This is a genomic window from Pseudomonas sp. NBRC 111139 (assembly GCF_001753955.1).
GTDB lineage: Bacteria > Pseudomonadota > Gammaproteobacteria > Pseudomonadales > Pseudomonadaceae > Aquipseudomonas > Aquipseudomonas alloputida.
Window position 1 is genome coordinate 1 of the sequence record NZ_BCBP01000032.1, and the last position, 20,504, is coordinate 20,504.

18 protein-coding genes and 1 pseudogene are annotated in these 20,504 nt (G+C 60.2%); 12 read left to right on the forward strand and 7 right to left on the reverse strand.

Translation table 11 applies throughout. The features are described from left to right. Nucleotides 1–167: pseudogene (locus tag BJQ17_RS31025) on the reverse strand (AraC family transcriptional regulator); the annotation flags it as partial. Between the two features lie 230 nt (nucleotides 168–397). Further along, the gene (gene aspA, locus BJQ17_RS12430; RefSeq protein ID WP_003253297.1) at nucleotides 398–1,822 is read right to left on the reverse strand and encodes an aspartate ammonia-lyase; all 1,425 of its coding nucleotides are present in this window, start codon (nucleotides 1,820–1,822) and stop codon (nucleotides 398–400) included. Nucleotides 1,823–2,004: 182 nt separating this feature from the next. Here aspA and BJQ17_RS12435 point away from each other — a divergent pair, with 182 nt between their 5' ends. Continuing rightward, nucleotides 2,005–2,922 carry a LysR substrate-binding domain-containing protein gene (locus BJQ17_RS12435; RefSeq protein ID WP_003253299.1) on the forward strand — a complete coding sequence of 306 codons (918 nt, stop codon included), beginning with the start codon at nucleotides 2,005–2,007 and terminating at the stop codon, nucleotides 2,920–2,922. Here BJQ17_RS12435 and BJQ17_RS12440 read toward each other — a convergent pair. Next, nucleotides 2,914–3,540, reverse strand: a complete 627-nt coding sequence (locus BJQ17_RS12440) for a zinc-dependent metalloprotease family protein (RefSeq protein WP_003253301.1) — start codon at nucleotides 3,538–3,540, stop codon at nucleotides 2,914–2,916. The two genes, BJQ17_RS12435 and BJQ17_RS12440, sit on opposite strands and share 9 nt — an antisense overlap. Nucleotides 3,541–3,810: 270 nt before the next feature. Here BJQ17_RS12440 and purE point away from each other — a divergent pair, with 270 nt between their 5' ends. The 4 genes from purE (at nucleotide 3,811) to BJQ17_RS12460 (ending at nucleotide 6,331) form a co-directional block, all read left to right on the forward strand. After that, a complete protein-coding gene (gene purE / locus BJQ17_RS12445) occupies nucleotides 3,811–4,302 on the forward strand; it encodes a 5-(carboxyamino)imidazole ribonucleotide mutase (protein WP_003253304.1) in 492 nt (163 codons plus the stop codon). Nucleotides 4,303–4,312: 10 nt separating this feature from the next. After that, the gene (locus tag BJQ17_RS12450) at nucleotides 4,313–5,395 is read left to right on the forward strand and encodes a 5-(carboxyamino)imidazole ribonucleotide synthase (protein WP_010955825.1); all 1,083 of its coding nucleotides are present in this window, start codon (nucleotides 4,313–4,315) and stop codon (nucleotides 5,393–5,395) included. A gap of 108 nt (nucleotides 5,396–5,503) precedes the next feature. Next, on the forward strand, nucleotides 5,504–5,749 hold the full coding sequence (locus BJQ17_RS12455) for a GlsB/YeaQ/YmgE family stress response membrane protein (RefSeq protein ID WP_003253308.1): 246 nt from the start codon (nucleotides 5,504–5,506) through the stop codon (nucleotides 5,747–5,749). A 48-nt stretch (nucleotides 5,750–5,797) separates the two neighbouring features. Further along, a complete protein-coding gene (locus BJQ17_RS12460) occupies nucleotides 5,798–6,331 on the forward strand; it encodes a DUF3299 domain-containing protein (RefSeq protein ID WP_003253310.1) in 534 nt (177 codons plus the stop codon). Nucleotides 6,332–6,455: 124 nt separating this feature from the next. Here BJQ17_RS12460 and BJQ17_RS12465 read toward each other — a convergent pair whose 3' ends face one another. Both BJQ17_RS12465 and BJQ17_RS12470 read right to left on the reverse strand, forming a co-directional pair. Continuing rightward, on the reverse strand, nucleotides 6,456–7,352 hold the full coding sequence (locus tag BJQ17_RS12465) for a D-hexose-6-phosphate mutarotase (RefSeq protein WP_070096134.1): 897 nt from the start codon (nucleotides 7,350–7,352) through the stop codon (nucleotides 6,456–6,458). Nucleotides 7,353–7,423: 71 nt separating this feature from the next. After that, entirely contained in the window at nucleotides 7,424–7,822 is a 399-nt protein-coding gene (locus tag BJQ17_RS12470) for an acyl-CoA thioesterase (RefSeq protein ID WP_003253317.1), read from the reverse strand. Nucleotides 7,823–8,183: 361 nt separating this feature from the next. Here BJQ17_RS12470 and BJQ17_RS12475 point away from each other — a divergent pair, with 361 nt between their 5' ends. Continuing rightward, nucleotides 8,184–9,473, forward strand: coding sequence for an MFS transporter (locus tag BJQ17_RS12475; RefSeq protein ID WP_070096135.1), 1,290 nt, complete (start codon nucleotides 8,184–8,186; stop codon nucleotides 9,471–9,473). A gap of 8 nt (nucleotides 9,474–9,481) precedes the next feature. On the opposite strand, the gene BJQ17_RS12480 is transcribed toward BJQ17_RS12475, so the two are convergent. Further along, nucleotides 9,482–9,949 carry a hypothetical protein gene (locus BJQ17_RS12480; protein ID WP_139139777.1) on the reverse strand — a complete coding sequence of 156 codons (468 nt, stop codon included), beginning with the start codon at nucleotides 9,947–9,949 and terminating at the stop codon, nucleotides 9,482–9,484. Further along, nucleotides 9,946–10,302, reverse strand: a complete 357-nt coding sequence (locus BJQ17_RS12485) for a hypothetical protein (protein WP_070096137.1) — start codon at nucleotides 10,300–10,302, stop codon at nucleotides 9,946–9,948. Before BJQ17_RS12485 ends, BJQ17_RS12480 begins: the two co-directional genes overlap by 4 nt. A gap of 270 nt (nucleotides 10,303–10,572) precedes the next feature. Here BJQ17_RS12485 and BJQ17_RS12490 point away from each other — a divergent pair, with 270 nt between their 5' ends. From BJQ17_RS12490 to pstA, 6 genes are all read left to right on the forward strand, one after another. Then, complete coding sequence (locus BJQ17_RS12490) at nucleotides 10,573–13,161, forward strand: S-type pyocin domain-containing protein (RefSeq protein ID WP_070096138.1); 2,589 nt, start codon at nucleotides 10,573–10,575, stop codon at nucleotides 13,159–13,161. Beyond that, nucleotides 13,158–13,670 carry a DUF6392 family protein gene (locus tag BJQ17_RS12495; protein ID WP_070096139.1) on the forward strand — a complete coding sequence of 171 codons (513 nt, stop codon included), beginning with the start codon at nucleotides 13,158–13,160 and terminating at the stop codon, nucleotides 13,668–13,670. Before BJQ17_RS12490 ends, BJQ17_RS12495 begins: the two co-directional genes overlap by 4 nt. Before the next feature lie 34 nt (nucleotides 13,671–13,704). Further along, on the forward strand, nucleotides 13,705–15,222 hold the full coding sequence (locus tag BJQ17_RS12500) for an S-type pyocin domain-containing protein (RefSeq protein ID WP_070096140.1): 1,518 nt from the start codon (nucleotides 13,705–13,707) through the stop codon (nucleotides 15,220–15,222). A 145-nt stretch (nucleotides 15,223–15,367) separates the two neighbouring features. Next, on the forward strand, nucleotides 15,368–16,366 hold the full coding sequence (locus tag BJQ17_RS12505) for a phosphate ABC transporter substrate-binding protein PstS (protein WP_014861173.1): 999 nt from the start codon (nucleotides 15,368–15,370) through the stop codon (nucleotides 16,364–16,366). 138 nt (nucleotides 16,367–16,504) lie between these two features. Beyond that, complete coding sequence (locus tag BJQ17_RS12510; RefSeq protein ID WP_070096141.1) at nucleotides 16,505–18,793, forward strand: ABC transporter permease subunit; 2,289 nt, start codon at nucleotides 16,505–16,507, stop codon at nucleotides 18,791–18,793. A gap of 71 nt (nucleotides 18,794–18,864) precedes the next feature. Then, nucleotides 18,865–20,481: a phosphate ABC transporter permease PstA gene (pstA, locus tag BJQ17_RS12515; RefSeq protein ID WP_173881456.1), complete on the forward strand. Its 1,617-nt coding sequence runs from the start codon at nucleotides 18,865–18,867 to the stop codon at nucleotides 20,479–20,481. Nucleotides 20,482–20,504 lie beyond the last annotated feature (23 nt).

Here is a 20,504-nt window from a genome sequence, read left to right on the forward strand (position 1 = left end):
CAAACCTGCAGCTCCTGCTGGGTGGTGATGCGCGCATCGGCATGCCCCAGGTCTGCCGGGCCAATGCCGCTGCCGGCCAGCAACGCCGACGCCTCGCAACCGTCTGCCTGGAAGACGTTGAGGATCAGCGAAACTGCGTTGAGGGTGGTCAGGTGGCTGTGCAGCATGCTGGGTAATCCCGTTGGGCTGGGACGCATTATGGAGCAAGTTGTGTGCCGATCTCCGGGGCTGCAGGCAAACCACATACCCTGCCGGCGCGGCCGGGTGTTGCGAAGGCCTGCATAGCGGCCTCCAAAACCTTCAGGCAAAAAAAAGGCCCGAAGCAAGCGCTCGGGCCTTGGAAAGGTTGAGAGGTGTCTAGTCCCTCGACCTGGTGAGACTGTTTACAGCGGCCTGATTACGCTTTCAGCGGAACCAGACGTGGAGCGATCATGTTTTCAGGACGCAGGATGTCGTCGAGCATCGCGTCGTCCAGCAGCTTCTCTTCGCGCACCAGTTCCAGTACGCCGCGGCCGCTTTCCAGGGCAACGCGGGCGATACGGGTGGCGTTCTCGTAGCCGATGTACGGGTTCAGTGCGGTAACCAGGCCGATCGAGTGCTCGACCAGTTCACGGCAGCGCTGTTCGTTGGCGGTGATGCCGACGATGCAGTGCTCGCGCAGCATGTCCATGGCGCGTTGCAGCAGGCGGATCGAGTCGAAGATCTTGTACGCGATCAGCGGCTCCATCACGTTCAGCTGCAGCTGACCACCTTCGGCGGCGACGGTCAGGGCCAGGTCGTTGCCCATGATGGCGAAGGCCACCTGGTTCACAGCTTCTGGAATAACCGGGTTGACCTTGCCTGGCATGATCGAGCTGCCTGGCTGACGCGCTGGCAGGTTGATCTCGTTGATGCCGGTACGCGGGCCGCTGGACAGCAGGCGCAGGTCGTTGCAGATCTTCGACAGCTTGACCGCGGTGCGCTTGAGCATGCCGGAGAACAGCACGAAGGCGCCCATGTCGGAGGTGGCTTCGATCAGGTCGGCAGCCGGTACCAGCGGGTGGCCGCTGATGGTGGCCAGGCGCTGTACGGCCAAGGCCTGGTAGCCAGGGTCGGCGTTGATGCCAGTACCGATGGCGGTGCCGCCCAGGTTGATTTCGGTCAGCAGTTCCGGAGCCAGCGAGCGCAGGCGCTGCAGGTCTTCAGTCATGGTGGTGGCGAAGGCGCGGAATTCCTGGCCCAGGGTCATCGGGACGGCGTCCTGCAGCTGGGTACGGCCCATCTTCAGTACGTGGTCGAATTCTTTACCCTTGGCAGCGAAGGCCTGGATCAGGCTATCAAGGCTGGCCAGCAGCGCGTCGTGACCCAGCAACAGGCCCAGGCGGATTGCGGTCGGGTAGGCGTCGTTGGTCGACTGCGCCATGTTCACGTCGTTGTTAGGGTGCAGGTACTTGTACTCACCCTTCTGGTGGCCCATGGCCTCCAGCGCAACGTTGGCAATGACTTCGTTGGCGTTCATGTTGGTAGAAGTACCAGCGCCGCCCTGGATCATGTCAACCACGAACTGGTCGTGGAAATCGCCTTTGATCAGGCGGGCGCAGGCTGCGGAAATGGCAGCGTGCTTGGCATCGCTCAGGTGACCCAGCTCACGGTTGGCGTCGGCAGCGGCCTGCTTGACCATGGCCAGGGCCACGACCAGCTTCGGGTAGTGCGACAGCGGAACACCGGAGAGGTGGAAGTTGTTGGCAGCGCGCAGGGTCTGGATGCCGTAGTAGGCATCTGCAGGAACTTCAAGGGTACCCAACAAGTCTTTTTCGACGCGGAACGATGCAGCAGAGGACATGATGTATATCATCTCGATTTTGACCCGGCACATGCCGGAATGGCGCCAATCCTAGGCCTGAAGGTGTTTTTGCGGCCAATGCTATTGCACGCTAACCTATGCACAAACGGCATAGTGTTTCATGTGACGCCAATTGATATTCGAGCGTGTTCCATTTTGGTGCGCGCCGGGAGATGTGCTTCGTGAACCTTGAAAGCAAATGGCTGGAAGACTTCAGTGCTCTGGCCGCTACCCGCAGTTTTTCCCAGGCCGCAGAGCGGCGTTTCGTGACCCAACCGGCCTTCAGCCGGCGCATTCGCAGCCTTGAGGCGGCGTTGGGCCTGCAACTGGTGAACCGCTCTCGCACACCCATCGAGCTGACCGAGGCGGGTCAGCTATTTCTCGTCACAGCGCGTACTGTTGTCGACCAGTTGAGCGAAATTCTCCGCCATTTGCATCACTTGGAAGGCGGGCAGGGCGAAGTGGTGCAGGTAGCTGCGGCACACTCCTTGGCGTCGGGTTTCTTCCCCCGTTGGGTGGCCCAGCTGCGCAACGACGGTTTGAACATCGCCACCCGCCTGGTTGCGACTAACGTCGGAGATGCTGTGCATGCACTGCGCGAAGGCGGCTGCGACCTGATGCTGGCGTTCTATGACCCGGACGCGGCCTTGCAGATGGATGCCGAGATCTTCCCGTCGCTGCACATGGGCACCACTGAAATGCTGCCGGTGTGCGCCGTGGATGCTGATGGCAAGCCGTTGTTCGACCTGGAGGGCGAGGGCAGTGTGCCGTTGCTAGCCTACACCGCCGGCGCATTCCTCGGCCGCTCGGTCAACTTGCTGTTGCGCCAGCGCAACCTGCGTTATACCACCGTCTACGAAACCGCCATGGCCGACAGCCTCAAGAGCATGGCCCTGGAGGGGATGGGCATCGCTTGGGTGCCGCGCCTGTCGATGCGTGGCGAGCTCGAACGCGGTGAACTGGCGATCTGCGGCGGTAGCCAATGGCATGTGCCGCTGGAAATCCGCCTGTACCGCTGTGCTTTGGTGCGTAAGGCTAACGTCCGCTTGCTATGGCGCAAGCTGGAGTCGTCTGGCGCACAAGGTGAAGCGTCAATTTGAGTTGTATGTCAGGTAGTCAGTGATATTTGCACGATTCCTGTCGCTGTAGCGGTAGCAGTTGGATCGTGCCGGTACACGGGGGTGCGTGTACGTTTCGCACACCCAGCCATTGAACTTCAGTTCGGCGTCTTCATGCGTGGCACCTAGCAGATGGCCAATTTCATGAGCGGCAGCACCGTATGCGGCCACAGAGGCAATGGCCGTTTTCTGCTTGAAATAGGCCAAGCCGGCGTTGTAGTTCAGGCCGCTATGATCGTAGCTGTTGCGAGTGAGCAGGAGATGTTTGTCCATGAGAGAGTAGAGCCGGTGTCGCTGTTGTGCATACACCTGCTGGCTGAAAGCTTCCAGGAGCTTTTCGGACGGCATTCCTGCATAAGCAATATCGGTTATGTGTTTTACATTGCGTTGAAATATCACTTCGATGGGATGTTGGCTGAAACGGCGCATTTCGTTCAGCCAATGCTGGAAGAAGTCTTCGTTCAATTGCCCGTCGTGCATATCGGCCAGGTCGTCGTGCACATAGACGGTGACGGTGAGCGAGTGGGCCGCCGAAGCACTTGGCAATTGCAAGCTGAGTACCAGGCCAAACGAAAGTGCGAAAAAGCATGGAGTTTTCATGTAGACGTACCAAAGTGCGCGAGTTAAGGGCTGCGAGCGTGCAGCACTCGTCGACCCCGAGGCAGCAGGAAAAAGTTGTCCCACGAGACAGCTTGCCCTTTGATCCGGCATGTGCTTGTAGGGGTGGGCGGCCAGCCTTTAAATACGTTACAATCCCGCGCCTTCGGCCGACCTGGTCGATTCAGAATCCGTATGACAAGCCACGCCGGCCCACCTGCGTGGCTTGTTGCTTTTAGCGCGCCAGAAGGCGCTTGCAGGAGAGGCTCGACGATGAGTGCACTGGTTGGCGTGATCATGGGCTCCAAGTCCGATTGGTCCACCCTTAGCCACACCGCCGATATGCTGGAAAAACTCGGCATTCCCTACGAAGTGAAGGTGGTTTCCGCCCACCGCACCCCGGATCTGCTGTTCCAGTATGCCGAGGAGGCTGAGGGCCGTGGCATCGAGGTGATCATCGCCGGTGCCGGTGGCGCAGCCCACCTGCCAGGCATGTGCGCCGCCAAGACCCACCTGCCGGTGCTGGGCGTGCCGGTGCAGTCGTCGATGCTGTCGGGCGTCGATTCGCTGCTGTCGATCGTGCAGATGCCAGCCGGTGTGCCGGTTGCCACCCTGGCCATCGGCCGTGCCGGTGCGGTCAACGCTGCCCTGTTGTCGGCCAGCATTCTGGGCGCCAAGTACCCGCAGTACCACGCGGCGTTGAAGCAGTTCCGCACGGAACAGACCGACACCGTGCTGGACAACCCAGACCCGCGCCAGGCTTGAGGCTCAACCCATGAAGATCGGTGTAATCGGTGGCGGCCAGCTGGGCCGCATGCTGGCCTTGGCGGGTACCCCGCTGGGCATGAACTTCGCCTTCCTCGACCCGGCACCGGACGCCTGCGCTGCGCCCTTGGGCGAACACCTGCGTGCCGACTACGGCGATCAGGACCACCTGCGTCAGCTGGCCGACGAAGTCGACCTGGTCACCTTCGAGTTCGAAAGCGTCCCGGCCGAGACCGTGGCCTTCCTCTCGCAGTTCGTGCCCGTGTATCCCAGCGCCGAATCGCTGCGCATCGCCCGTGACCGCCTGTTCGAAAAGAGCATGTTCCGCGACCTGGGCATCCCCACCCCGGCCTTCGCCGACATCCTCTCGCAGGCAGATCTGGACGCCGCAGTGGCCAGCATCGGCCTGCCGGCCGTGCTGAAAACCCGCACGCTGGGTTACGACGGCAAGGGCCAGAAGGTGCTGCGCACGCCAGAAGACGTGGTGGGTACCTTCGCCGAGCTGGGCAGCGTGCCATGCCTGCTGGAGGGCTTCGTGCCGTTCACCGGCGAGGTGTCGCTGGTGGCCGTGCGTGGTCGCGATGGTGAAACCCGCTTCTACCCGCTGGTGCACAATACCCACGAGAGCGGCATTCTGCGCTTGTCGGTAGCCAGCCAGGCACACCCGCTGCAGGCTCTGGCCGAAGATTACGTCGGCCGCGTGTTGCAGAAGCTGGATTACGTTGGCGTGATGGCCTTCGAGTTCTTCGAGGTTGACGGTGGCTTGAAGGCCAACGAAATCGCCCCGCGCGTGCACAACTCCGGGCACTGGACCATCGAAGGCGCCGAGTGCAGCCAGTTCGAGAACCATCTGCGTGCCGTTGCCGGCCTGCCACTTGGCTCGACCGCCAAGGTGGGCGAGAGCGCGATGCTCAACTTCATCGGTGAAGTGCCGGCCGTGGACAAGGTTGTCGCCATCGGCGACTGTCACCTGCACCACTACGGCAAGGCCTTCAAGGTTGGCCGCAAGGTAGGACACGCCACCCTGCGCTGCCCGGACATGGCCACCCTCGAGCGCAAGATTGCCGAAGTAGAGGCGCTGATCAGCAACTGATCGGGCTTCGAATCGAACTTCCGCAAGCGGCATGCCCTCTGAATATGGCAACAAGCCGAAGCCCGTCTAGGCTTTGGCTTGTTCCAACTTCACTGCAGAGGGATTGCCATGGGTATCATTGGAACCATCTTCATCGGCCTCATCGTCGGCCTGCTGGCCCGCTTCATCAAACCGGGCGATGACAGCATGGGCTGGATCATGACCATCCTGCTGGGTATTGCCGGCTCCTTGTTGGCTACCTATGGCGGCCAGGCACTGGGTATATACCAGGCTGGGCAAGCGGCAGGCTTCCTTGGCGCGCTGGTCGGTGCCGTGGTGCTGCTGGTGATCTACGGATTCATCAAGAAACGCTGATTACTGGTTAGAATGCTCGGCAATTCTTTCGAGTTGCCGAGCATTTCCATGCGTGCCTTTTTCCTTGTCCCCTTGCTGTTGGCCAGTACCCTGGCCCATGCCGAACTGCCCGAAACCGACTGGCTGGAGCTGATGCCCAGGTCGGACCAGAAGGCACTCGAACAAATGCCTGAAATCGACCACAACTCACCGGAAGCCATGGGCACCTTTACCGCCAAGGGAGGCCTCAAGCAGAGCAAGGGCCTGCCTGCGGTGATGTACTCGACCAAGACCGTTGCAGCCATGAATGGCAAGGATATCCGCCTAGGTGGCTACCCTGTGCCGCTGGAGAGTGACGCCAAGGGCAACAGCACGTTGTTCTTCCTGGTGCCGTACCCGGGTGCGTGCATCCATGTGCCGCCACCGCCGCCCAACCAGTTGGTACTGGTGCGCTACCCGAAAGGCCTGAAGATCGATGACATCTACACCCCGCTGTGGGTCAGCGGCAAGCTGAAGGTGGAGAAGGTCAGCAATGACCTGGCCGATGCGGCCTATGCGCTGGATGCGGGGAAGGTGAGGGTGGTGGAGGATGCTGATCTCTGAACGGCTGTGCCGGCCTCTTCGCGGGTAAACCCGCTCCTACCCGGCGTCCACAGGCCTCGCATGCCGCGGGGTATCTGTAGGAGCGGGTTTACCCGCGAAGAGGCCGGCACAGGCACCGTAAAACTCAGATCATTTCGCTGACAATCCTGACCGCTAGCGAACTGCTGTGCCCGGGCTTCAATTCCACCAGGTCATCCCACACATTCGCCGTCTCGATGCACAGCATTCGCTGCCATCCATCGTCAGCCATGTCCGCCAGCTCCTTCGCCCGCTCGGTCCACGGGTTCCAGATCACCGCCGAGCGCGAGCCGCTGCTGGTCAAGGTAATCCGCCGATCCCAATGCGGGTCGACGATGCTGAGGGTCTGCGGGGTGTTCAGGTAGATCCGGTCCGTCTCCCCGGCAAACATCAGTGCCCCTTGCTGCTGGCGCTGTTCCCAGTTCGCCAGGGTCTCGATATAACCCAGCCCGTCGACACCCTCGACCCGCGCCTGGCGCACATCGCTGACCGCGAAGTAGCTATGCAGGGCCTGGCTGATGGTCACGGGGGTATTGCCCATGTTGCGGCTGGTCAGGCTCAGTGTCAGGTCTGCGCCCATCTCCACCACCAGTTTCAGCTCGACATCATGGGGCCAACCGGGCAGGTCGCCCCGCGCTTCAGGCAGTTCGAACTCGATCCGCAGGGTCTCGCCCACTTCCTCGATACCCAGCAATTGCCAGTCACGCGTGCGCGCAAGCCCGTGGGCAGGCGCCGGTGTTCCCTGGTACATGGCCTGGACGGCCTGAGGGTTGCGCTGCAGGTTGCCAAACCATGGCCAGCACACCGGTACCCCGGCGCGTACCGACTTGCCCTGGCGGAAGATGGCCTGGTCGCTCAGCCACAGCAGCGGCGGTTCGCCCACCTGCTGGTAGCTGAGGACCTGTGCGCCCTGCTGGGCGATCAGGAGTTCGGCACGGTCACTGCTGATACGCCAGCAGTTGAGTTCGCCATGTTGCTCGGTTACGACCTGAAAGGTAGCCATTGCGTTCTTCTCATTGATTGCCAGTGGGCCTTGGACCCGGGCAGATGCAATGAGTTTACCGCCAGCGTGGCTCAGCGACGAGGCACCGAGCGGGTACGACCACTGCCGTCGATGGCGACGAAGACGAATACCGCTTCTGTGACCTTGCGCCATTCGCTGGACAGCGGGTCGTCGCTCCACACTTCGACCATCATCTGGATCGAGCTGCGGCCGATTTCCAGGGTCTGGGTATAGAAAGACAGCTGTGCGCCGACCGCGACGGGCACCAGGAAGGCCATGCGGTCGATGGCGACGGTGGCTACGCGGCCGCCGGCGACACGGCTGGCCATGGCCGTGCCTGCCAGGTCCATCTGGGCAACCAGCCAACCGCCGAAAATATCGCCGAAACCGTTGGTTTCTCGCGGCAATGCGGTGATTTGCAAGGCCAGGTCGCCTTGCGGGATTGGATCTTCTTGTTCGAGCTCAATCATGCGATGGGGCCTCTGACCCGTGACGCTTTTCGTTGGTGTGGCGCAAAGGCCGGGTAAACGATTCAGCTTGAAACATACTACGCCGATTTCGTTTCACTGGGCGGCCGTAGGGAAACTCTGCGAAACCGCCTGACAATAGTGACCGGCGTTTTCGCACAACATCCCACGTTAGGAGCAACATAATCCTACGAAATGCCAGTATATAGGGCATAACGGCCAGCGACGACCGCGCATTCACGAATATCTGTGTGGATTTTGTATCGCTTTCGGCGTAGCTCGGCAATTTGCTATCTTCGCTTGTCTCCAATCCAGAAGCCGCGCGCCAAGCGGCCTGCATGCCCTATAAAGAGAACAACGAGCGATGACTTCCGTGCCCAGCAGTATCGAGCAGCCCTCGCGGCCGCTGACCCGCAGCGACTACAAGACCCTCTCACTGTCCGCCCTGGGCGGTGCGCTGGAGTTCTACGATTTCATCATCTTCGTGTTCTTCGCCACGGTGGTGGGCAAGTTGTTCTTCCCGGCCGACATGCCCGAGTGGCTGCGGCTGATGCAAACGTTCGGCATCTTCGCCGCCGGCTACCTGGCGCGGCCGCTGGGCGGCATCATCATGGCCCACTTCGGCGACTTGCTGGGGCGCAAGAAGATGTTCACCCTGAGCATCTTCATGATGGCCCTGCCGACCCTGATCATGGGCCTGCTGCCGACGTATGCGCAGATCGGCATGTGGGCACCGATCCTGCTGTTGCTGATGCGCGTGATCCAGGGCGCGGCAATCGGCGGCGAAGTACCGGGCGCATGGGTGTTCGTCTCTGAGCATGTGCCGGCTCGCAACACCGGCTATGCCTGCGGCACCCTGACCGCCGGCCTGACTGCCGGCATTCTGCTGGGCTCGCTGGTAGCGACCCTGATCAACAGCGTGTACAGCGCGGAAGAAGTGGCTGACTACGCCTGGCGTATCCCGTTCCTGCTTGGCGGTGTGTTCGGCCTGTTCTCGGTGTACCTGCGCCGCTGGCTGCACGAAACTCCGGTGTTCGCCGAAATGCAGCAACGCAAGGCACTGGCCGAGGAGTTGCCTCTGCGCGCCGTGCTGCGTGACCACCGTGGTCCGATCATCCTGTCGATGCTGCTGACCTGGATGCTTTCGGCCGGCATCGTGGTGGTCATCCTGATGACCCCGGCGCTGCTGCAGAGCTTCTACCACATCAGCCCGACCGACTCGCTCAAAGCCAACAGCCTGGCCATCGTGTTGCTCAGCTTCGGCTGTATTGGTGCCGGCAGCCTGGCCGACCGCTATGGTGCGGGCCGGGTATTCGTGATCGGTAGCCTGCTTTTGCTGGCCAGCTCCTGGAGCTTCTACCGCAGCCTGCCGACCCGCCCCGAGTTGCTGTTCCCACTGTATGCCGTGACCGGCCTGTGCGTGGGTGTGATTGGCGCGGTGCCTTATGTGATGGTCAAGGCATTCCCGGCGGTGGTCCGCTTTAGCGGGCTGTCGTTCTCGTACAACGTGGCCTACGCGATCTTTGGTGGGCTGACGCCGATGGCGGTGACTGCTCTGCTGAAAGTGAGCCCCATGGCGCCTGCCTACTATGTGGCTGGCTTGTGTGTTCTCGGCTTGCTCGTTGGCCTCTATTTGCTGGCGAAAAAACGTTGAGCTTCAGGTCAGATGCCTTCCCTGAAGAAGGCCAAGTCGCAAACCTGTAGATCGGTGTTGTATTGGACCATCACGAATGTGGGGACGTTGTTTGTGTTTTCCCAGGCAAACACGTCCCAACCTCCGGTATCGCCCAAGGGGGAGGGCATTTGCAAGGGCGGCTGCGACATGGACGAAGGGCCGAATCTCTCGGTGACTTCTTTTCTGGTTGTAAGTCCCTGTAATCGATCGGGCAGCGTGCCTTGATAGGGTTGGTCCTGAGGGATTGTTCTGATCACGTTGACATGCACGCACTTCAAAATTAACGGCTCAGTTGAAAACTCCAGTTCGAGGCCAGGCAGAGGGGTGGCAGTTTCTGACTCTTGCCCCATGAATACCACTTCAAGAGGTATATCTGGCAAATGGCTCAGTGTTACTAATGACGCGTGCGGGTGGCCAAGTCGCTCTATCCAGGAATCAATTATTGATTGGTTCATTCTACCCATCCCCCGTTCTGATAAAGGCTGATTATCTTCTGCTTGGCGCTCCCGAGTTGTGTAGCGTTGTCCGGCCAAGCTATTTTTAAAGCGGTGAAAAAAAGGTCGACCTCAGCCAATATCTCTCCAGGCTGATCGCCTGAGGCATGCCTCTTGTTCTTGATGAGGTGAAATGCCAAATCGAATTTTGGCAGTATGGCTTCGGGCAAAACGATCGAGGGTGTTTGCAGTAATATTTCTTTGGTCTTGGCAAAGCTGAGTTTCGGGTATTTTTTTATTAGTGTCCCGATAAGGATCTCTGGCCAAATGGTTGGCATGGTGAAGGTCTTCTCATGAGTGATGTTTTCAGGCATGGGTGTTCCCTGCTAATAATTAAAGTGTAAGTGGCAAATGCTTCATCCATAGCGTTGCATTTAATGATTGTCTGCGTCAGTGCGGATTTGTTTCATTGTGTGCTGTTTGTGTCGCTGTAAGAGGAATCAATCTAACTAGTAAGAAATTTCTTTTTGGGTATTGGTGAATAAGTAGAAGGGGTTGGGTTTCAAATGTGAGTTGATAAATATGTAACGCAGCGTCATACGGCTTTTTCACAACGATCGGCCATACAGACAAGGAGACTCTGTATGGCTCAGAACACTTTTAACGACAATTCAACAGGTGACGTTGTTATCACCCCAGGCTCTTCCGGTTCAAGCGGTGGCGGGGGTGGCTTCTTCAGCATTGGCGGCGGCGGTGGCTTCGGTGGTGGCTTTGGTGGTTCCAGCCGGCGTCGCCGAAAAAAGCGGGCGAGAGCTCGCGCTGCTGCGCTGGCCAAGGCGCAGGCCGAACAACAAGCACGCCAGGCCGCGGCAGCGGCTGAACGCGCCGAAGCGCAAGCGCTCGCTCATCGGCAGCGAGTAGCTGCCTACAGCCAGGCACGAGAAGACCGGCGCGTGCAGCTTGACGCCCACTTCGCAGGCCTGGCTCAGGGGTTGACCCAGGCGCTTCAAGGCGAAATCGATGCAGCACGCAAGCGCCCAGAATATGACGGTAGCGAACGCTGGCAGCTCTACCAGATCACCAAGGCACGTAACGAGACAGAAGGGCTCATTGCGGCAAAGCAAGGCGCGCTGACCGAGTATCAGGCACGAGCGGCTGCTTTCGCTGACCAGGGTGTAAGCGCGGACGCCTATGCCGCGCGGCTGTCAGACCTGGCGACCGCAGAGCAGATGCAACAACTGCATCACGACTGGGAAGCAGCCTATCTGGCATCCCAGGAGGCCCGGTTGCTGCAAGAGGCCATCAGGCAATTGTCAGAGCGCTCGGCCGCGTTGCTGGTGGAACATGCCGCGCAGGAGCAGGTCTGGAAGGCGCGGGATGCAAGTCGGGAGCAGCAGCGACAGTACGCTGAACAGCGCGAAGCGCGGATTCGCTACAAGCAACAGGCGGATGAAGACCAGCGGCTGCAGCGGCTGAGAGATGCCGCCACGCTGACGGCTCCAGTTGGTGCAGTCCAGGCCGGTGGTGTGTTGCTCACCCAGGGCGGCGCACAGGTAGCGTTGGAAGTGGCCACTGCCATCCAGCAGGCCATCGCCAATGCGGCCAAGGAAGTGTTCAGGGTCGCAGCGATCCGCGCCGGTCAGGCTATTAGCCTGTCGGTTACAGCTATGGTGCACTCCCCGGTGCTGGGCGATGGCGAGTTGACTGCCGACCAACGTCGGCGACGACTCGAAGGGCTGGGGGTACGTGCTGATCTGCTGGGCGTTGAGGCTGGGCAGGACCTCCAGGCTATCGCCAATGCTGGTGGTTCGGCCCGTCTCTCGAGTCGCATCAAGATCGAGCACCTGCCGGGAGGCAGTGGTGTCGCGGTGGCGTCGACAGGCGCCGGGATCGCGCCTGAGGTACGGGTCAGAAATGCCGTTTTCGATCCTCTGACCGAAACCTACCGACTCCAGGGCGACTCGACCTCTGGCAAAACCATCGTCCTCGGTGGTTCTGCCGTGCCGGTAGAAGGTGGGTCGACGGGGAGAGTGCTGTCACTTGCGCCGGAGGTGGTTCCGGTTGGCGCAGGCGTGGACCTGCGCTTTGACGACTGCATTGTCTGTATTCCTGGCCAACCCCCTCAGTATTTCTCTTTCGTGCTGCCGCCAGCCGGTACCGGAGTGGTCAGCGGAAGAGGGCAAGCGGTTGCTGGCAACTGGTGGTCCGGCAACGGGGCCGCTGCTGGCGTGGCAGTGCCGGCACAGGTTGGCAACCAGCTGCGCGGCCGCCAGTTCACCGATATGCCGGCGTTCGAAAGTGAGGTATGGCGGGCTATCGCAGCGGAGCAGGCGTTGTTCGGGCAGTTCGATGAACTGAACCAGCGGCGCATCCTCAGCGGTTTTCCTCCTATTGCGCCGAGGGCGAGTTGGAGCGGGGCACGGCAGTCGTTTGAACTACGGCATCTATCTGCCGTTGGCGTTGGCTCCGGCCTCTATAACCTCGACCAACTGAGTATCCACAGGCCCACCGATGCCCAGGGCGTGCTGACAGTCGTTCAGCCGTTTCAGCCCTGGTTCGCTTCCAGTGTGGCGCTGGCCTTTGACCCGGCAGTTGTACAAGGCCAGCCAACGCGCACCTGGACACCTCTGGTTGCCCCTGGTGCAGAACTGCTCGGTCCGACGCGCTTGCCGGTGGCACCGTCGCTACCGGGAATCCTCCCGGGCGCGCCCACCGATCCCGTGGGGCCAAGTCTTGAAATACTTCCGGGCGAAAATCCAAGTGAAATTGGGGCCATAATTCCTGGGTTTGGTAGCGATACAGATCTGCCGCAGCCAGGGCTGGTCAACCACGAGCCGGCAAAGCTGCTTGAGGTAGGATGGTTTAGAGACCTGAGGCGGCGAAGTACCAATGACAAGATGGACGTGGATCATATCGTTTCACGAAAAGCCTATGAACGCTTTTTGATTAAGAACAACCCTAGATTGAGCGGTCGTGAGATTAAAGCCTTGCTGGAAGCCGCGCCGAGTATAGTCATCCCTGCCGAAGTGCACAGGAAATTTAGCCAGACATACGGTGGTAGGAATACTGCGGCTAGACAGATCAAGGACGCATCGGACCTGCGTGCAGCCGTTGATAATAATATGGATGCCCTGAAGCCTGGGTTGCTTGAGTATGGTTGCAGCGATATCGACATAGAAAATGCTCGACAACAGTTGCATGCACTCCACCAAAAGCTAGGACTCTACAAATGAATGCAAAAGAACTGGAATCTTATTTGGCGGGACTTGGCAAGTCACATAGTGAGCTAGTAGATGAAGGTGTTTTACCGCCTGGTAAATTTATAGAGATTTACCCTGGGGCACTATCAGTTTATCGGGATTTGTTGCCTGGCGTGGAATTGAGATTCTGGGCGGAAAATCAAAGTTTCGAGTCTGTGAATATATCGCTTGTCAAGACGCCTGTTTTGAAAGTGGTATATCAGCATGAACTTCCTGCCCCCTACGACAGGTGTATAAATCGTGAGGCAACTTTGGAGGTTCTAGGTGATCCCATTGAGTCAAAAGAGCCTCATAAAAAGCCTTTTCCTTTAGGTGAGTCAGGAGGCTGGGACAAATTTGACCTTGTGGGTTTGGGTTTTGAAAAATTATATGTCCTCTTTGAATATGGTGTGGACATGAATGTGACTGGCCTGATGTTTTCGTTGAAAGAAACAGGCTATGACCGCAGTAATGATGATTTTCAGCAGCAAGCTGACGAATGAATATTCAATCGTATATAAAAGATGAGGTAAGGATATGGAGCTCAGACCCCAGCTGAGTCAGTACGAAGAGCATACCTTTCTTGGTCTGGTCGAAGCTATTTGGCAGGCAGATGTCGACAAGCCCTCGCATGACGCGTGGATCGCCCACTTCAACAACATTGTCGGCCACCCCGCCGGCAGCGATCTCCTGTTCTACTCAAACGCTGACGAAACTGGCAACGTCAACTCTCCCGATTACATCGTTAAAACGGTAAAGGCATGGCACCGGCAAAACGGCCGCGCGGCCTTCCTGGGCCAGACCGTGCAGCCGCTACCGCCCCAGCAGAACCTGACCCGCGAGCAGCGTGCCAGCCGGTCGTCCAACCAAAACCTGGAGAAAGTGCGCAAATTGGTGGCACAGGTTCATGCTGCGCAGCAGCAGGCAGCGCTGCAACTCACAGCACTTGAACAGCAGTTAGGCATTGACCCTGTCGCGAGCACGCCAGAGCAGCAATTGGCCGTAAGCCATGCCACGCTGCGTGCACTGGAAAGCACCCAGCACCAGGCCAAGCGTGCAGTCAGCCAGCTCGAGCGGCTACAGATGTCAGTCGGGTTCGCTCGGGATGGCGCCGTTCGGGATGCTTCCAGCCCGTTTCTCAATGCGGCGATACAGGCCGTGGTGCTGCAGGAAATCACGGCAGGTAGCCAACTACATGCCCAAGCATTGGCAGCGGCACAAGCGCGCCACCCTGGCTTGTACGCCCGAGCTGTGATGCTGATTGAAGCTCTGGAAGCGCGTATCGCCCAACTGGCCAGAACCACGGCAACCGGACCAGGCCATGGGCCACTGACGTTAAAGGCGCATGCACATGCGGCAGGTTTGCATCCGGCATTGCTGACTGCGCAGGGCCTGAGCTGTGAGGTGGCCCAACAGCAGCATCAGCTGATCAAGACTTTTCGCTCCGCAGCAGCAGAACTGGCATGGCAGGCCACCTCTGTAGAAGGCCAACACCCCGGCACCTATGCGGATGTTGTCGAATTCGTGCTGGGTACGCCAAGCGATGACCCCCGCTTTGCGATGACGGTGCCGCTGGTTGAAATGTTCTCTGGCGAGGATCTGGACTGGGCAGCCTTGGCGGCAGAAAGGGCTGAAGTGGAATTGCCCGTGCGCTTGTGCTCAACAGTACACGGCACTAGTTCTGGCACTAGTGTGGGCGTCAAGCCGTTTACCCTATACTCCCATGTCGTCATGACAGTCACTCAGGGGGCGGTTGTCCCCTCAGGCGTGCGAGTTCGGGCGGCTGGCTGGGATGCCACGCGGCAGGTTTTTGCGTTCACCAGCGAGGGCAAGGCGCCTGTGACCGTGTTGTGGCAGAAGGGCCGCGCGCCGAATGCGCTCAAGGATCTCGCGAGCCCCCCGAGCATCGGCTTCCTCCATATGCCGAAAGTACCTTTGATAGACCGTTTTGCGGACTTGTCCCAGGTTGAGTTCGACGACTACGTGGTGGTGTTTCCTCCCGATGCTGGCGTGGCGCCTCTGTACATCATGTTCAGGGACCGCCGCGAGCTTTGAGGCAGCATTTTTGCCATGGCCATCCCGATTATTGGTGATGGCCTTTCATCCATTTGTCATATTCAAGTCATATCGTATTCATGCGGCCTGCCGATACTTGGGCCCGTTCCATCCAACACCCCCATATTCCTGCTAGGAGCAAGGCATGAAACTGAAGCGTTTGATGGCGGCCCTTACCTTTGCCGCCGCTGGCGTTGCAACCGCCAACGCGGTAGCCGCTGTCGATCCTGCGATCCCGACCTACACCAAGACCACGGGTGTTTCGGGCAACCTCTCCAGCGTTGGTTCCGACACCCTCGCGAACCTCATGACTCTGTGGGCCGAGGCCTACAAGAAGGAATATCCGAACGTAAACATCCAGATCCAGGCTGCCGGCTCCTCTACCGCGCCACCCGCGCTGACCGAAGGCACCGCCAACCTCGGCCCGATGAGCCGCAAGATGAAGGATGTCGAGCTGCAAGCCTTCGAGCAGAAGTACGGCTACAAGCCGACCGCCATCCCAGTCGCCGTCGACGCTCTGGCCGTGTTCGTGCACAAGGACAACCCAATCAAGGGCCTGACCATGGCTCAGGTCGACGCCATCTTCTCCTCCACTCGCCTGTGCGGTGGCAAGGCCGAGATCAAGACCTGGGGCGACGTCGGTGTGACCGGCGACCTGGCCAACAAGCCAATCCAGCTGTTCGGCCGCAACTCGGTATCGGGCACCTACGGCTACTTCAAGGAAGAAGCCCTGTGCAAAGGCGACTTCAAGCCTAACGTCAACGAACAGCCTGGCTCGGCTTCGGTCGTGCAGTCGATCAGCTCCTCGCTGAACGGCATCGGCTACTCGGGCATCGGTTACAAGACCGCCAGCGTGAAGACCGTAGCCCTGGCCAAGAAAGACGGCGGTGAGTTTATTGAAGACAATGAAGCCAACGCCCTGAACGGCACTTACCCGCTGTCGCGCTTCCTGTACGTCTACGTCAACAAGGCGCCGAACAAGCCTCTGGCCCCGCTGGAAGCCGAGTTCGTCAAGCTGGTGCTGTCGCAAGCGGGCCAGCAGGTGGTGGTGAAGGATGGCTACATCCCGCTGCCGGCCAAAGTCGTCGACAAGACCCTGGCTGACCTGGGCCTGTCGCACGCCGGTAACGTTGCAAAGAAGTAAGTAATTAAGAGGAGGCCGGTGCCACAGCCCGGCCTCTTCCACGAATTTCCAGTCCGAAGCCAGGTCCCCTGTGCGGCGGGCTTTCGCGCGTCACCACTTTGTAATGTTTTTGTCACACGGGACCGCTAGGGTGTGCGCATGAATGATCTGGCCAATTCCAACATGACCCAAAACTCCCAGCCCGTGCGCATTGATTTCAATACGCCCGAGTTGCAACGCAAGCGCCGCATGCGCGCGCTCAAGGACCGCCTGACCCGCTGGTATGTGCTGGTAGGCGGGCTTGCCGTATTGGCGGCAATCACGTTGATCTTCTTCTACCTGGCTTATGTGGTGTTGCCACTTTTCCAGGGCGCCGAGCTGACCAGCAAGAAAGCCCTGGAGCCGACATGGCTGCAGCAGGATGCCGGTAAGCCACTGATGATCGCGCTTGAAGAGCAGAATCAGGTGGGGATGCGTGTTTCGGACAAGGGCCAGGCATTGTTCTTCGATACCAAGACCGGTAACGAACTCAAGCGTGTCGATCTGGCAGTGCCGGCGGACACCCAGGTTACTTCCATCAGTACTGACCAGCCGGGCAGCGCGCTGGTGGTGCTGGGCTTGTCCAATGGTCAGGCCCTGGTGTTCCACCACACCTACAAGATCACCTACCCGGACAACAAGAAAACCATCACCCCTGGCATCGACTATCCGTACGGCGAGCAATCGTTCGTGCTCGACGAGCAGGGGCGCGCGCTGGACCACGTCAGCGTCAACGTCAATGGTGACACCCTGCTGCTGGCCGGCTCTACCGGTGCTCAGCTGCAGGTGATCGAGCTGACGCGCACGGAAAACATGATGACCGAAGAGGTCACCACCGAGCAGAACCGCATCGAACTGCCGCAAATGACCGAGACGGTGAAGAATATCTTCATCGACCCACGCCAGCACTGGCTGTACGTGATCAACGGCCGCGCCACGGCCGACGTGTTCAGCCTGCGCGACAAGAGCCTCAACGGCCGTTACAAGTTGTCTGATAGCGCCGACACCGAAATTACTGCCACGGCCCAGCTGGTTGGCGGCATTTCGCTGATCATCGGTGACTCCAAGGGCGGGCTGGCCCAGTGGTTCATGGCCCGCGACCCGGATGGCGAATCGCGCTTCAAGCAGATCCGTACCTTCCAGATGGGCAAGGCGCCGATCGTGCAGATCGACGCCGAAGAGCGCCGCAAGGGCTTCATCGCCCTCGACGCCGAAGGCAAACTGGGCGTGTTCCACAGCACTGCACACCGAACCCTGCTGGTAGAGCCGGCTGCCGAAGGCCCTGGCACGCTGGCCCTGTCGCCACGCGCCAACCGCATCATCATCGAAGAAGGCGGCAAGTTGTTGCCGTTTAGCCTGCGCAACCCGCACCCGGAAGTTTCGTTCAGCGCGCTGTGGGGCAAGGTGTGGTACGAGAACTACGACGAGCCGAAGTACGTCTGGCAATCGACCGCGTCGAACACTGACTTCGAGCCCAAACTGAGCCTGTCGCCGCTGACCTTCGGAACCCTGAAGGCCGCGTTCTACGCCATGATCCTGGCCGCCCCGCTGGCCATTGCCGCAGCCATCTACACCGCCTACTTCATGGCCCCGCGCATGCGCCGCAAGGTCAAGCCGGTGATCGAGCTGATGGAAGCGATGCCGACGGTGATCCTCGGCTTCTTCGCCGGCCTGTTCCTGGCCCCGTACCTGGAAGGCCACCTGCCCGGTGTGTTCAGCCTGTTCCTGCTGATGCCGATCGGTATCCTGCTGGCCGGCTTCTTCTGGAGCCGGCTGCCGGAGTCGATCCGCCTGCGTGTACCGGATGGTTGGGAAGCGGCGATCCTGATTCCGGTCATCCTGTTTACCGGCTGGTTCGCCCTGACCATGAGCCCGCACCTGGAAAGCTGGTTCTTCGGCGGTGACATGCGCCTGTGGATCACCAACGACTTAGGTATCACCTACGACCAGCGCAACGCCCTGGTAGTCGGTATCGCCATGGGCTTCGCGGTCATCCCGAACATCTACTCGATTGCCGAAGATGCCGTGTTCAGTGTGCCGCGCAGTCTGACCCTGGGCTCGCTGGCACTGGGCGCGACGCCTTGGCAGACCCTGACTCGCGTGGTCATCCTCACCGCCAGCCCGGGCATCTTCTCGGCGTTGATGATCGGCTTGGGCCGTGCGGTCGGCGAGACCATGATCGTGCTGATGGCCACCGGCAACACACCGGTGATGGAGATGAACCTGTTCGAGGGCATGCGCACCCTGGCCGCCAACGTGGCCGTGGAAATGCCGGAGTCGGAAGTCGGTGGCAGCCACTATCGCGTGCTGTTCCTGGCCGCCCTGGTGCTGCTGATGTTCACCTTCATCATGAACACCTTGGCCGAGCTGATTCGCCAGCGTCTGCGCAAGAAATACTCGTCGCTTTGATAGAAAGGTAGCGATCCGTGAAAAAGGATTCCCTCAAAGGCTGGTTCAAGAGCGGCGCCCCAGGCGTCTGGATGAGCGGCGGCGCGGTGGCCATGGCCGTGATCATGACCGTCGGCCTGCTGGCGGTGATCGCCGTGCGCGGCCTGGGCCACTTCTGGCCAGCCGATCTTGTCCAGGCCACCTACAAGGTGCCGGGCCAGGCCGATCACGTTGTCATTGGCGAAGTGGTGCAGAAGGAGGAAGTACCCCGAGCTCGTCTGAAGGGTGCTGGCCTGCCGGTACCGGACCAGGGCCCGGAGTTCATGACCCGGGAGCTGATCAAGGTGGGTAACCGCGACCTCAACGGCAGCGACTTTACCTGGGTGGTCGGCGACTGGCTGGTCGACGAACAGCGTCCGGCTGACCTGATGGCCCTTGAGCGCCGCGAGTGGGGCAACTTCTATGGCTACCTGGTCAGCGTCAAGGAACAGGGCCGTGTGGTTGCCGAAGGCCCCGCTGCCTGGAACGAACTGCAGGCCCGCCTCAAGCGTGCCAACCAGCTCAACAGCGAGCTGCAGCAGCTGGAGAAGAAGGACATTGGTGCCATCAACCATGGCCTTGAGCGCCTGCGCCTGCAAGCGCGCAAGCTGGAGCTGGACGGCAAGCTGGACGCCGCCGCCCAGGCCGACATGGACGCCGACCGTGCCGAACTGAACAGCCGCTACAAGGCTATCGAAGAACGCCTGACCGGCCTGCACCAGGCTTTCTCCCGCGACAGCCTGGTGGCCCGGGATGGCAACGGCCGTGAAGTGGAAATCAACCTGAGCAAGGTGGTGCATGCCGTTCAGCCGAACGGCATGTCGGCGTTTACCAAGCTGGGCACCTACTTCGGCAAGGTCTGGGAGTTCCTCAGCGACGACCCGCGTGAAGCCAACACCGAGGGCGGTATCTTCCCGGCCATCTTCGGTACCGTGATGATGACCCTGATCATGGCCGTGATCGTTACCCCGTTTGGCGTGCTGGCTGCCGTGTACTTGCGTGAATACGCCAGGCAGGGCCCGGTCACCCGGCTTATCCGTATTGCGGTGAACAACCTGGCCGGTGTTCCTGCGATCGTCTACGGTGTGTTCGGTCTGGGCTTCTTCGTCTATGTGCTGGGCGGCTCGATCGACCGCCTGTTCTTCCCCGAAGCGTTGCCCGCGCCGACCCTGGGTACCCCGGGCCTGCTGTGGGCATCGCTGACCCTGGCATTGCTGGCGGTACCGGTGGTGATCGTGGCCACCGAAGAAGGCCTGGCGCGAATTCCGCGCACCGTGCGTGAGGGCTCGCTGGCGTTGGGCGCAACCAAGGCCGAGACCCTGTGGAAAATCGTCCTGCCCATGGCCAGCCCGGCCATGATGACTGGCATGATCCTCGCCGTGGCCCGTGCCGCCGGCGAAGTGGCGCCGCTGATGCTGGTAGGTGTGGTGAAGCTGGCGCCGTCGCTGCCGGTGGATGGTAACTACCCGTACCTGCACCTGGACCAGAAGATCATGCACCTGGGCTTCCACATCTATGACGTCGGCTTCCAGAGCCCGAACGTCGAAGCTGCGCGGCCGCTGGTTTATGCCACTGCGCTGCTGCTGGTGCTGGTGATCGCGACCCTCAACCTCTCTGCCGTGTGGATTCGCAACCACCTGCGCGAGAAGTACAAGGCGCTGGACGGCTGACCCTGATTGCAAGCGTGTCGCCC